The sequence below is a fragment of the Bacillus sp. JJ722 genome (assembly GCF_036963345.1).
Lineage (GTDB): Bacteria > Bacillota > Bacilli > Bacillales > DSM-1321 > Bacillus_AD.
Genome location: NZ_JBALMO010000006.1, coordinates 23,046 through 36,388, shown reverse-complemented (window position 1 = coordinate 36,388; position 13,343 = coordinate 23,046). Strand labels below are relative to the sequence as shown.

12 protein-coding genes are annotated in these 13,343 nt (G+C 35.7%); 11 read left to right on the top strand and 1 reads right to left on the bottom strand.

Translation table 11 applies throughout. The annotated features are described in order from the left end of the window. Positions 1–39 precede the first annotated feature (39 nt). The 8 genes from yfmF to V7014_RS00995 all read left to right on the top strand — a co-directional run bounded on the left by yfmF (position 40) and on the right by V7014_RS00995 (position 8,117). Positions 40–1,320 carry an EF-P 5-aminopentanol modification-associated protein YfmF gene (gene yfmF, locus V7014_RS01030; RefSeq protein ID WP_335503062.1) on the top strand — a complete coding sequence of 427 codons (1,281 nt, stop codon included), beginning with the start codon at positions 40–42 and terminating at the stop codon, positions 1,318–1,320. Continuing rightward, on the top strand, positions 1,320–2,609 hold the full coding sequence (gene yfmH / locus V7014_RS01025; protein ID WP_335503059.1) for an EF-P 5-aminopentanol modification-associated protein YfmH: 1,290 nt from the start codon (positions 1,320–1,322) through the stop codon (positions 2,607–2,609). Before yfmF ends, yfmH begins: the two co-directional genes overlap by 1 nt. Before the next feature lie 81 nt (positions 2,610–2,690). After that, entirely contained in the window at positions 2,691–3,416 is a 726-nt protein-coding gene (gene ymfI / locus V7014_RS01020; RefSeq protein WP_335503056.1) for an elongation factor P 5-aminopentanone reductase, read from the top strand. Positions 3,417–3,497: 81 nt separating this feature from the next. After that, on the top strand, positions 3,498–3,755 hold the full coding sequence (locus tag V7014_RS01015; RefSeq protein ID WP_335503053.1) for a DUF3243 domain-containing protein: 258 nt from the start codon (positions 3,498–3,500) through the stop codon (positions 3,753–3,755). Between the two features lie 259 nt (positions 3,756–4,014). Beyond that, complete coding sequence (locus tag V7014_RS01010; protein WP_205061094.1) at positions 4,015–4,806, top strand: DUF3388 domain-containing protein; 792 nt, start codon at positions 4,015–4,017, stop codon at positions 4,804–4,806. A 20-nt stretch (positions 4,807–4,826) separates the two neighbouring features. Beyond that, a complete protein-coding gene (locus V7014_RS01005) occupies positions 4,827–5,741 on the top strand; it encodes a helix-turn-helix domain-containing protein (RefSeq protein ID WP_335503048.1) in 915 nt (304 codons plus the stop codon). A 537-nt stretch (positions 5,742–6,278) separates the two neighbouring features. Then, positions 6,279–6,857, top strand: coding sequence for a CDP-diacylglycerol--glycerol-3-phosphate 3-phosphatidyltransferase (gene pgsA, locus V7014_RS01000; protein ID WP_335503046.1), 579 nt, complete (start codon positions 6,279–6,281; stop codon positions 6,855–6,857). An 18-nt stretch (positions 6,858–6,875) separates the two neighbouring features. Beyond that, positions 6,876–8,117 (top strand): competence/damage-inducible protein A, encoded by a 1,242-nt coding sequence (locus V7014_RS00995; protein ID WP_335503043.1) that lies wholly within the window; start codon positions 6,876–6,878, stop codon positions 8,115–8,117. 61 nt (positions 8,118–8,178) lie between these two features. Here the strand turns inward: V7014_RS00995 and V7014_RS00990 are convergent, their stop codons facing one another. Then, positions 8,179–8,688 (bottom strand): DinB family protein, encoded by a 510-nt coding sequence (locus V7014_RS00990; RefSeq protein ID WP_335503040.1) that lies wholly within the window; start codon positions 8,686–8,688, stop codon positions 8,179–8,181. Between the two features lie 297 nt (positions 8,689–8,985). Here V7014_RS00990 and recA point away from each other — a divergent pair, with 297 nt between their 5' ends. The 3 genes from recA (at position 8,986) to V7014_RS00975 (ending at position 13,273) form a co-directional block, all read left to right on the top strand. Next, complete coding sequence (gene recA / locus V7014_RS00985; protein WP_335503037.1) at positions 8,986–10,023, top strand: recombinase RecA; 1,038 nt, start codon at positions 8,986–8,988, stop codon at positions 10,021–10,023. Between the two features lie 359 nt (positions 10,024–10,382). Then, on the top strand, positions 10,383–11,945 hold the full coding sequence (rny, locus tag V7014_RS00980; RefSeq protein WP_335503034.1) for a ribonuclease Y: 1,563 nt from the start codon (positions 10,383–10,385) through the stop codon (positions 11,943–11,945). A 530-nt stretch (positions 11,946–12,475) separates the two neighbouring features. Next, complete coding sequence (locus V7014_RS00975; RefSeq protein ID WP_335503031.1) at positions 12,476–13,273, top strand: TIGR00282 family metallophosphoesterase; 798 nt, start codon at positions 12,476–12,478, stop codon at positions 13,271–13,273. The last annotated feature ends 70 nt before the right edge of the window (positions 13,274–13,343 follow it).

Sequence of the window (13,343 nt, the reverse complement as noted above, 5' to 3'; positions counted from 1 at the left end):
TTAATATGTATTTTACATAACTTTGAGGGGGTTTTTGGTATGTCCCAAGAACATCAAAATATTATTGATAAAAAAGGTTACCGATTGAATATTGTGCATACGCAAAAATATAAAACCAACACCATTGTTTGGAAAATGAAAGCGCCTTTATCCAGTGATACGGTCACTTTGAGAGCGTTATTACCACAAGTATTACAAAGTAGTACCGCTAAATTTCCCAGTACTACATCTTTGAGAACTTATTTAGAAGATCTTTATGGAGCAGTTTTATACGTGAACGTAGGGAAAAAAGGAGAGTATCATATCATTACGGTAACGTTAGAAATTGCTAATGAGAAATTCATTATGAATTCAGAGTTATTGCTTGCAAAGGGAATGGAATTGTTAACGGAAGTACTATTTAAGCCGAATCTTGACAATGGTGTATTTCATGCAAAAACGGTTGAACAAGAGAAGCGCGCTTTAAAGCAACGAATACAGTCATTGAATGATGATAAAATGAGATATTCATCCAATCGACTTGTAGAAGAAATGTGTAAAGGTGAACCGTATGAATTGGAAGTCAACGGAATTTTATCTAAGGTAGATGAAATTACACCGCAAGCGCTACATGATTATTATGCACACGCATTGGAAACAAATGAATTAGACTTATATGTTGTTGGAGATGTTGATGATGCACAATTAGAATCATTGTGCGATCAATATATTTCGTTATCTTCAAGAAAGCCTCAACAACAACCTTTTGTAAAACCAAGTGAAAATATTGAAGTAAATGAGGTAGAAGAGAAGCAGGATGTGAATCAAGGAAAGTTAAATATGGGTTACCGTACGGGAATTATATACGGCGATCCAAAGTATTTTGCGTTGCAAGTATTTAATGGTATCTTCGGAGGATTTTCACATTCTAAATTATTCCTTGAAGTGCGTGAGAGAAACAGTTTAGCTTACTTTGCTGCATCCCGTATAGAAAGTCATAAAGGGTTGCTAATGGTTGTATCTGGCATCCAATCAGAAAATTATCACAAAACGCTTTCAATTATTATTGATCAAATGGAAGCTATGAAAAAAGGTGACTTTTCTGATGAAATTATTGCTCAAACGAAAGCTGTTATAGAAAATCAATTACTAGAAACAATTGATAATGCCAATGGATTAGTGGAAGTTCTATATCACAATGTAGTTGCTCCTAAAAAGGTAACCATCGATGAATGGATAGAAGAAGTAAAGAAAGTTACTAGGGATGAAATTATAGATGTAGGAAAGCAAATACAACTCGATACCATCTATTTTTTAACAGGAACAGAGGTGGCTAAGTAATGAATGAAATAAAGTATTCTCAAATTGATGAAGTGCTATATTATGAAAAACAAGCGAATGGTCTAGATGTTTATATTTTACCGAAAAAGGGTTTTAATAAAACATTTTCAACATTCACTACAAAATATGGTTCTGTAGATAATTGGTTTCAACCGCTTGGTAAAGATGAGTTTAAAATAGTCCCAGACGGTATTGCTCATTTCTTAGAGCATAAGCTCTTTGAGAAAGAAGATGGAGATGTCTTTCAATTATTCTCGAAACAAGGTGCATCTGCCAATGCATTTACATCCTTTACACGTACAGCTTACTTGTTCTCATCCACCTCAAACTTTGATGAAAATTTAACAACGCTTATGAATTTCGTTCAAGAGCCATATTTCACTGAGAAGTCGGTAGAGAAAGAAAAAGGAATTATCGGTCAAGAAATCAATATGTATGATGATAATCCTGACTGGCGTTTATATTTTGGCACAATTGAAAATATGTATAGTAATCACCCTGTGAGGATTGATATCGCAGGAACTATTGAAACAATTGATAAGATTACGAAAGACTTGCTGTATGAATGCTATGAGACGTTTTATCACCCAAGTAATATGTTATTGTTTATTGTGGGTGCTGTTGATCCGGTCAAGACGATGGATATGATACGGGCGAATCAACAAAGTAAGTCTTTTGAAGCGGCTCCTGAAATTAAAAGAAAACATGAAATAGAGCCAGAAGAAGTGTTTAAGAAGAAAGAAGTACTTCCGATGAACGTGCAAACGCCTAAATGTATTGTTGGGATTAAAGCAGCAAATGTAAATCACGAAGGTAAAGATTTGTTGAAGAACGAATTGTCGATTAATTTACTGTTAGATTTGCTTTTCGGTAAGAGTTCTTCTAAGTATGATGAACTTTATTCCGAAGGATTAATTGATGCGACTTTCTCCTATGACTACACGCAAGAGAAAGACTTTGGTTTCGCGATGATCGGTGGAGATACAGGAAATCCAGATAAATTGGCAGATACAATAACATCCTATTTACAAGAAATGAAATCGGGAGAAGCCATTATTGAAGAAGTACTAAGTAGAACAAAAAAGAAAAAAATTGGTTCTTTCTTACGCTCACTTAATTCTCCTGAATATATTGCCAATACTTTTACACGTTATGCTTTTCATGAAACTAGTCTTTTTGATATTGTCCCTGTTCTTGAAAGTATAACAATTGAAGATGTTCGCCAAGCTGCTAGGGAGCTTTTTGATGAGAAGAGATTTACTGTGTGTCAAGTAGTTCCGAAAAAATAGAAAAGTAATTATGGAAGAGGGTTGCAAGTCAATCCTCTTTTCTATGTGAATTTCAATAATAATAAAAAGAGGGGTTAATCAGTGAAGAACAAGTTTGTATTAATTACAGGAGCGAGTGGTTCAATTGGACAAGAAACGGCAATTGAATTGGCTCGACAAGGCTATTCATTATATCTACATTATCATACAAATAAAACGGCAATTGATGCTCTAATGAAGGAACTACAAGTATTTGATGTGGAAATGGTACCTATTCAAGCAGATTTGAGTACTAATGAAGGAGTCGAAGTACTTTGCTCTAATATTTTCTCAATCAATAGTTTAGTTTTAAATAGTGGGAAAGCTCATTATGGTCTTGTTTCGGATGTGGATATACATACGATGAATGAAATGATGGCTATTCATATAACAAGTCCTTTTTTTATTGTTCAAAAACTACTACCGAAGCTAATGAAGGAGGAATCTTCATCGATTGTAGCAGTCACTTCTATATGGGGTGATACAGGAGCTTCATGCGAAGTATTGTACAGCATGCTTAAAGGTGGGCAAAATGCTTTTGTTAAGGCTCTTAGCAAAGAACTAGCTCCAATGGGTGTGCGTGTCAATGCTGTGTCACCTGGCGCAGTTGAAACACCAATGCTTCAAACCTTTTCAGATGATGAAAAGCAGGAGTTAGCGGATGAAATTCCGCTTGGAAGACTCGCTCAACCAGAAGAAATAGCTCATTGTATTGCTTATTTGTTATCTAATAAGTCTTCTTATATAACTGGTCATGTACTGAAGGTAAACGGTGGTTGGTATATGTAGTTAAAGGGAAAAGATTTTATATTATAGATGAATAATAATTGAGGTTTTTACACACTTTATAAGTAAGAAAGGGTGATAAAGATGTCAATTTTAGATAACTGGGATCAATGGAAGAACTTTCTCGGAGAGCGATTACACACGGCTGAAACTGAAGGGTTATCAAGTGGTGTAATTTCAGAATTAGCATTTGAGATTGGTGATTACTTAGCAACTAATGTCACACCAAAAAATGATCAAGAAAAAATATTAGCAGAAGTATGGTCTGTTGCATCTGAAGAAGAAAAACATGCTATTGCTAATATAATGGTTAAAATGGTGAATAATCGTTCATCGAATTAAGAGAGGTTAATCCTCTCTTTTTTTATTATACATAAGCTGAAATATGAGCTAAAGTAGAAGATAAACCGTTTGTTTATCTCATTGTAAGCGCATAACTGGAAGTTAGCTTTTCGATAATATTTGTGTACCTAACGTCAGAAATATTTTAACAAATTTTTTTTATGATGTTTTTCCTTTAATATTGCTACCAAATCATTTATTATTATAGAAGCTAGTGAAATTTTGTAGGAATTTGTCATGAAGGGCAGGGAGTATTGAAATGGATCGAAAAGAGTGGTATTTCGAATATGAAATTCAGAAGAACCGTCCTGGCTTATTGGGTGATATTTCCTCACTGCTTGGTATGCTTTCCATTAATATTGTAACAATTAACGGCGTTGACGAAGGTCGAAGGGGATTATTGTTAAAAGCGAAGGATAGTAAAAATATTGAACGTTTAGAATCAATCTTATCAACGATGGATACGATAAAAGTAATTAAATTACGTGAACCAAAATTTTTGGATCGATTAGCTGTTCGTCATGGGCGTTATATTCAAAGGGATGTTGATGACAAGAAAACTTTTCGTTTTGTAAGGGATGAACTTGGGCTTTTAGTTGATTTTATGGCTGAGCTTTTTAAGAAAGAAGGTCATAAGTTAATCGGTATTCGTGGAATGCCGCGAGTTGGCAAAACGGAATCAATTGTAGCTGCCAGTGTTTGTGCAAATAAGAGATGGTTATTTGTCTCTTCGACGTTATTAAAGCAAACTATCAGAAATCAGCTGATTCAAGATGAATATAACGATAATAATTTATTTATTATAGATGGGATCGTTTCTACTAAAAGGGCAAACGAAAAACATTGGCAACTTGTAAGAGAAATAATGAGCCTTAATTCGGTAAAAGTAATTGAACATCCAGATGTATTTGTCCAAAACTCCGAATACACATTAGATGATTTTGATTATATTATCGAACTAAGAAACAATCATGATGAAGAGATTACATATGAAATTGTTAATCAAAATCAATTTTTTGGAGGATCAGATTTTGGATCCTTGGATTTCTAAAGTATAGAAGGTGTTTAAAAGTGACTGAATTAGGAAACTCGTTAAAAGCTGCACGTGAAGCAAATGGACTTAGTTTAGATGATTTGCAGCATTTAACGAAAATACAAAAACGATACTTAATTGGTATTGAACAAGGTAATTATGATATGATGCCCGGTAAGTTCTACGTTCGTGCATTTATCAAACAATATGCAGAAGCAGTTGGTTTAGATCCAGAAGAGATTTTTGAACAGTATAAGAATGAGGTGCCAACTACTCGTGAAGAAGAAGTGCCAGAACAATTATCGAGAGTTCAGGCAAAGAAAACGATATCACCAAGTCAATCTAAATTGCTTGATGCACTGCCGAAAATATTAGTAGGTGTGTTTGTTATCGGTGCTGCTGTATTAGTTTGGATTCTTGTTTCAAACTTTGTTGGCTCAAACAATGGCAATTCATCAAAAGATTCAGATCAACCGATTATCATTGAACAGAATGAAGATACAAAGAATGATAATAAAAGTACAGATAATTCAACGGTAAATAAAGAAAAAGAAAAAGATAAAGTAGACAAACAAGATAAAGAAAAAGATAAAGAAGATAAAAAAGATAAAGATAAATCAGCTAAAGAGCAAGAAATTGCAGCTATTGAATCAAATGGAAGTAATACGATGTATGAGTTGAAGAATACAGACACTTTCAAATTGAAATTAACTGCAAAAGGCGATACATGGGTCAACATTAAAGATAGTACTGGAAATTCTGTCTTCCAAGGTTTATTAAAAGATAGTGAGAGCCAAGAAGTTGACTTAACAGATCAACCTAAGGCGGATCTTGTTATTGGTAATTCAATTAATACAGATATTTATGTAAATGATGAATTATTACAATATGAACAGAATCCAAATGAAAATGTAAGACAAGATATTACGATTACATTTACAAAAGCGGAATAGTATAGCTTTTTATCCTGCTCCATTCTGCGTTTCAAACGCCCATTTCAGAAAGAAGTATTTTAAAATGGGGAATAGTGAAAGGCAAGAACCTGATTCTCTCAACACTGAAAGGCGGAATCGGTTCGTTTAGGAAAAGGCTCGGTGTTATTAAGTAACCGAGGTAGCTTAAGATCGGTAGAAGATGAATGAAAACACCTCCACCGATCAAAGTTTACATTATAGGGAGAATTTTTCCTTCTTTGATAGGATGGGGAAAATTGTAAACAGGAATGGGAAGAACGAGGATTTGGTAGTTGTCCAACCTTACACCTGCCATGCTCGGAAACAAGCTGTCTCATTTTAGAAGTCATTTTCTAGATTTCTTCTGAGTGTTGCCCCTGTTTCTGTTGCATGGCTCCTTTTGCTCTTTGAAGTATTCATCAATTAGTTGGATACGTTTAATTCATCATTTTAAGTGCATGGCATTATTTTTCTATGTTTACATGCTTATTGCTTCACATTAATATTTTGACGTTTTTCATCTGGAGGTTTTTGGCTTTGAATTTACCTAATAAAATAACTGTATCAAGAATATTTCTAATACCAGTATTTTTAATTGTTATGCTGGTAGACTTTAATTGGGGAGATTTATCAATTGGTGGCTATGAAATGCCTGTTGCACACTTAGTGGGTGCACTGATATTTATATTTGCTTCAGTTACTGATTGGATTGATGGACATTTAGCGCGCAAACATAATTTAGTCACAAATTTAGGGAAATTTTTAGATCCATTAGCGGATAAATTGCTTGTAAGTGCCGCTTTAATTGTTTTGGTTGAGTTGGGTTCTGCACCTTCTTGGATTGTCATAGTCATTATTAGTCGAGAGTTTGCTGTTACGGGATTAAGACTGATTTTAGCTGGTACAGGAGAAGTCGTTGCAGCGAACATGTTAGGTAAAATTAAAACGTGGACACAAATCATCGCGATTGCTGCTTTGTTGTTACACAATTTACCTTTCGAATTTATTAAATTCCCATTTGCTACAATTGCATTGTGGATATCTATGTTCTTTACAGTGTGGTCGGGCTGGGATTATTTTGCGAAAAACAAAGAGGTATTCAAAAATTCGAAGTAATTATGGGAGAGATTGAATATGAATGCGGAGATTATCGCGGTTGGATCAGAGTTGTTGCTTGGACAAATTCTAAATAGTAATGCGCGCTTCTTATCACAAAAGTTGGCTGAGATGGGTATTAACGTGTTTTATCATACTGTTGTAGGTGATAACGGTGGACGATTGGAACAAGCTATCCAAATAGCAGAAGAGCGTTCTAACTTGATTATCTTTACAGGTGGTTTAGGACCAACGAAAGATGATTTAACGAAAGAAACAATCGCTAAACATCTACAAACTCCGCTTGTGATGGATGAAGTTGCGTTATCATCCATCATGAATTACTTTCAAAAATGGGGATATCCGGTTACAGAAAACAATAAAAAACAAGCACTTGTTTTAGAAAATTCTCATGTTCTACCGAATGATCATGGAATGGCTCCAGGAATGGTATATGAATCATCTACACATACTTATATGCTACTGCCAGGACCACCAAAAGAAATGGAGCCGATGTTTACTGTTTATGGCTCGCAGGCATTGTTGGACAGAATGACTGATATTGAAAGAATACATTCTCGTGTATTACGATTCTATGGTATAGGTGAAGCACAATTAGAAACTGAAATTGAAGATTTACTTGAATCTCAAAGTAATCCAACAATTGCACCCCTAGCTTCTGATGGAGAAGTTACGCTTCGAATAACAGCTAAGCATGCATTAATCGAAGTAGCTAAACAAATGATTGATGAAGTGGAAGCTAAGATTATGGAACGTGTGGGTCAATATTGCTATGGCGTTGATGATTCATCTTTAATGCTAGAAGTTGTTAAAAGTTTAAAAGCTAAGAATCTTACTATTTCATGTGCTGAGAGTTTAACGGGTGGATTGTTTCAACAAGAGCTAACGAGTTTTCCTGGGACAAGTCAAGTGTTTAGAGGCGGAATAGTTAGTTATTCAAACGAAGCAAAAGTAAGCTTATTAGATGTTAAAGAAGAAACATTAGAGAAATACGGAGCTGTTAGCGAACAATGTGCCAAGGAAATGGCTGATGGTGCCCGAGCTAAGCTTGGAGCTGATATTGCCATTAGTTTCTCAGGCGTTGCTGGTCCCGAACCATTGGAAGGGCATCCAATCGGAACTGTATTTATCGGTATTTCTTGTGTAAAGAATGGGACACGAGCTTTCAAGTATGAATTTGGCAGTAGCCGAGAGCAAAATAAGATAAGAAGTATGAAGAAAGGTTGTTCATTAATCTTAAAAAATCTATTAAATTACTAAACATAAATGAAGAAGGTGTTCGCTAAACGAACGTCCTTCTTCATTTTTTGATTCATCAGTTTTAGTTAGCTGTATAAATTTTCGTCTTTAATTCTTCAATTTGTTGAATATGTCTTTGTTCATGTAAGAAGATAATCTCAATCCATTGTTCTAATGATACTTCTTTAAACACAGGATGCTTTGCTGACTTTTCAGCCCAAATAGATGAGTCATGGACGGATCTTAGTACATTTACTAGCTTTTTACGTGAGTCATTCAATAATTCTAAGATTTGCTGAAGTTCAAATTTTATCAGTTCAGGTTGAACGATTTCGGGTGCATCCACTTTAAATGACCGATCCTTTAAGGTGTGGATTTTTTTCTCGTTTACAGGAATATTTTCGTTTTTGCTAAGCCCTATAGTAAGTCCCTTTGTAAATAGTAATTCTGATAGCACTAAATGATGGCAAACTTGTGCGATTGACCATTCTTTTTTTGTTACTTGTTCATTGAATTCTGCGTAGCATAATGAAGATATCTCGTTAATTAATTGTTCTCTTGTATGTGATAATTCTTTTTGGAAGATGTACATGAAATTCTCCTTCCCATATAAATCATTATTTCATGTATTGAATTCGATGAAGCATCTCATTTATCCTCTAAAAATACATAAATCCAAATTTTGAAGCAAACAAGAACGTAATTGCTTTTTTCACATCTATAAAGCTAGTATTTTGGTAAGAACTAGTACGTGAAAATAATCGAATAAATGTTCGCTTTTTGCTTGTCAAACAGAAGAAAAAAGTATATAGTATTTATAGTTACTAATAAATAAAAGCAGCACGCTTTATTCATAGATTATAGGGTTTTAATTAAAGGAGGAACTTTAGTGAGTGATCGTCAAGCGGCATTAGAAATGGCATTAAAACAAATTGAAAAACAATTTGGTAAAGGTTCTATTATGAAACTAGGAGAACAATCAGATCGAAGAGTTTCAACTATTCCTAGTGGTTCACTAGCATTGGATGTAGCTCTTGGAGTAGGTGGATATCCTCGAGGAAGAATTATTGAAGTATATGGTCCAGAAAGTTCTGGTAAAACAACAGTTGCTTTACATGCAATTGCTGAAGTACAGGCTAGTGGGGGACAAGCAGCATTTATTGATGCTGAGCATGCATTAGACCCTGTTTATGCTCAAAAACTTGGAGTTAATATTGATCAATTATTGTTATCACAGCCTGATACTGGGGAACAAGCATTAGAGATTGCCGAAGCACTTGTTCGAAGTGGAGCAATTGATATTATCGTTATTGACTCTGTAGCTGCTTTAGTTCCTAAAGCAGAAATTGAAGGCGATATGGGTGACTCACATGTAGGTCTTCAAGCCCGTTTGATGTCACAAGCTCTTCGTAAATTATCTGGAGCTATTAATAAGTCAAATACAATTGCTGTCTTCATTAACCAAATTCGTGAAAAAGTAGGTGTAATGTTCGGTAACCCAGAGACAACTCCGGGGGGGCGTGCGTTAAAATTCTACTCAACAATTCGTTTAGAAGTCCGTCGTGCTGAACAATTGAAGCAAGGTAATGATATCGTAGGTAATAAAACAAAAATTAAAGTAGTAAAAAATAAAGTAGCACCACCGTTCCGTGTGGCAGAAGTAGATATCATGTATGGTGAAGGTATTTCACGTGAAGGCGAAATTATTGATATGGGCTCTGATCTTGATATTATTCAAAAGAGCGGTGCTTGGTATTCATATAATGATGAGCGTCTGGGCCAAGGTAGAGAAAACGCGAAGCTATTCTTAAAGGAAAATGCTGCTTTACGTTTAGAGATAATGAAAAAGATTCGTGAACATTACAATTTAGATGGTGAACATATTGCGCCAGAAGATACAGAACAAATGGAATTTATTGATGAATAAATACCCCAAAGAGCTTCGCATAATCTCTGCGAAGCTCTTTGTTATGGTGTGAATATTACGGTGAGGAATCGGTAATAACTTCATTTAATGTTAATTTACAGGGAATTAAGAGTTTCAAGTGGTATTTCTAATATAAATTAGTTCAAAATAGTATTGTGATGTCTGAAAATTCGTGGCAGAACAGGGACAAACCCTTGACAACCAAATTTTGCACCTATACAATTAATATGTATATTTTACATTTTTTCAAATTAAGGATTTGTAAAAAAAAAGCCTATGTGCTGTATATTGAAGTTGCTTAACAATGTACATGCCGACATGACAAGATTAAATAATTCATAGCAAGAGGAGGTGAAAAGATGGAACTTTTTGTTGTCATCATCTCCATTTTGCTTGCTCTGTTCGTCGGTGCAGTTGTTGGTTATTTTGTTCGTAAATCCATTGCGGAGAATAAAATAGCTGGAGCAAAGAATGAAGCTGAACGTATTATCGAAGATGGGAAACGTGAGAGTGAAGCTCTTAAGAAAGAAGCCCTTTTAGAAGCGAAGGATGAGATTCATAAACTTCGTATTGATGCAGAAAGCGACATTCGTGAACGAAGATCTGAATTACAAAAACAAGAAAATCGATTATTGCAAAAAGAAGAGAATCTTGATCGTAAAGATGAAACGTTAGACAAGCGTGAATCCCTTTTAGAGAAAAGAGATCATTCTCTTAACCAAAGACAACAGCATATTGAAGACAAGGAAAGCAAAGTGGACGAGATGGTTCGTTTGCAACAAACAGAGCTAGAACGTATATCTAGTTTAACTAGAGAAGAAGCAAAAGCTATTATCTTAGACCGCGTTGAAAAAGAACTTTCGCATGAAATTGCTATTATGATTAAAGAAAATGAAAACCGTGCTAAAGAAGAAGCGGATAAGAAAGCAAAAGAAGTTCTTTCTCTAGCAATTCAACGTTGTGCAGCTGATCATGTAGCTGAAACAACAGTATCTGTTGTTACACTTCCTAATGATGAGATGAAGGGACGTATTATTGGTCGAGAAGGTCGAAATATTAGAACGCTAGAAACGCTTACTGGTATAGATTTAATTATTGATGACACGCCTGAAGCAGTAATATTATCTGGATTCGATCCAATTAGACGTGAAACAGCACGATTGGCACTTGAGAAACTCGTGCAAGATGGTCGTATCCATCCGGCACGTATTGAAGAGATGGTTGATAAGGCAAGAAGAGAAGTGGATGAGCATATTCGTGAGATTGGTGAACAAACTACATTTGAAGTAGGTGTTCATGGTTTACATCCAGATTTAATTAAAATTCTTGGACGTTTGAAATTCCGTACAAGCTATGGTCAAAATGTATTAAAACATTCGATGGAAGTTGCATTCCTATCAGGCTTGTTAGCTTCCGAGCTTGGAGAAGATGAAACGCTTGCAAGAAGAGCTGGTTTACTTCACGATATTGGTAAAGCAATTGATCATGAAGTGGAAGGAAGCCACGTAGAAATCGGAGTAGAACTTGCGACAAAATATAAAGAGCATCCTGTTGTTATTAACAGTATTGCTTCTCATCATGGTGATACAGAACCAACTTCTATTATCGCTGTACTTGTCGCTGCTGCTGATGCACTATCAGCTGCAAGACCAGGGGCGAGAAGTGAGACTCTTGAAAATTATATTCGTCGTTTAGAGAAACTAGAAGAAATTTCAGAGTCATATGATGGTGTTGAAAAATCATTTGCTATTCAAGCAGGTCGTGAAGTTCGAATAATGGTTAAGCCAGAGCAAATTGATGACTTAGAAGCGCATCGTTTAGCTCGAGACATTCGAAAACGAATTGAGAAGGAATTAGATTATCCAGGTCACATTAAAGTGACAGTCATTCGTGAAACACGAGCAGTCGAATATGCAAAATAATACTTGATTAAAGAAGGTAAGTTGTTTTATTTGTAAAAATAAACAGCTTACCTTTTTTGGTCGCTGTGTCTAGCTCCAGCGCCCAGCTCCTAGTGGACTTCATCATTCTCCCTACGATAAGTCAACTATGAAATGCTGAAACGGCCCGTTCAGCCCCGCTGGCATAAGACGAATCACACAGGAAATCCTGATTTCCGAAGTGATTTGGCTTATGACATGAGGGGCTGGCCGATGAAGCTAGACAATCGAATCGCTTATCAGCTCTTCGTGTTTCCTTTATCCCGTTAGAACCCAATTGGTTCAACTAATAATCGGTGGGGGATGGACGAAAATCCCCACCGATTAAAGTTTCACTTTATCTCAGTCGAAGGGCGAAAGAAGATACGGAGCAAAACGGGGCGCTTCCGCTTTTCTTGAGTATTTCTAGAGTAAGTTTAGTTCTTTTGACTGCTATCAGCGTGAGACAATAATATATGTTATAATTTCATACAGATTAATTTAAAGCTTTGTGAAGTAGAAAGGGTAATTAAATGAAACTTTTGTTTATTGGTGATGTTGTAGGTTCACCAGGAAGAGATATGGTACAGGAGTATTTGTCGAAGTTAAAAGAAAAACATAAACCACATATCGTTGTAATCAATGGTGAAAACGCTGCTGCCGGTAGAGGTATTACCGAAAAGATTTATCGTCAGTTTTTAGAGTGGGGAGCAAATGCAGTAACACTTGGTAATCACGTTTGGGATCATAAGGAAATCTTTGAATTTATTGACAATGCTAAGAATATGGTTCGACCAGCGAATTTTCCAGAAGGAGCGCCGGGATCAGGGATTTCGTATATAAGATGGAATGCTATTCAAGTGGCTATTATTAATTTACAAGGGAGAACCTTTATGCCACCACTTGATTGCCCGTTTATTGCTGCTGAGAAGCTAGTAGAGGAAGCGCGTAAGGTAACACCAATTATCTTTGTCGACTTCCATGCAGAAGCAACTAGTGAGAAACAGGCAATGGGCTGGTTTTTAGATGGTAAGGTCTCAGCGGTTGTTGGTACACATACACATGTTCAAACAGCTGATTATCGCATTTTACCACAAGGTACAGCGTACTTATCGGATGTTGGTATGACAGGGCCATATGATGGCATTCTTGGGATGACTAGAGAGCCTATTATCCAAAAGTTCTTAAATAGTATGCCTGCCCGTTTTACTGTTCCGAAAGAAGGACGTACGCAATTAAGTGCTGTACTTATCGATATAGATGAAAAAACAGGATCGGCTAGGAAAATTGAAACGATACAAATAAATGATGACCATCCATTTTATGAATAATGGATGATGGTAAAGAAGGCATTCACAATTGGATGCCTTCTTTTTAATTGGTGGTAAAAGCAAGTAGTAT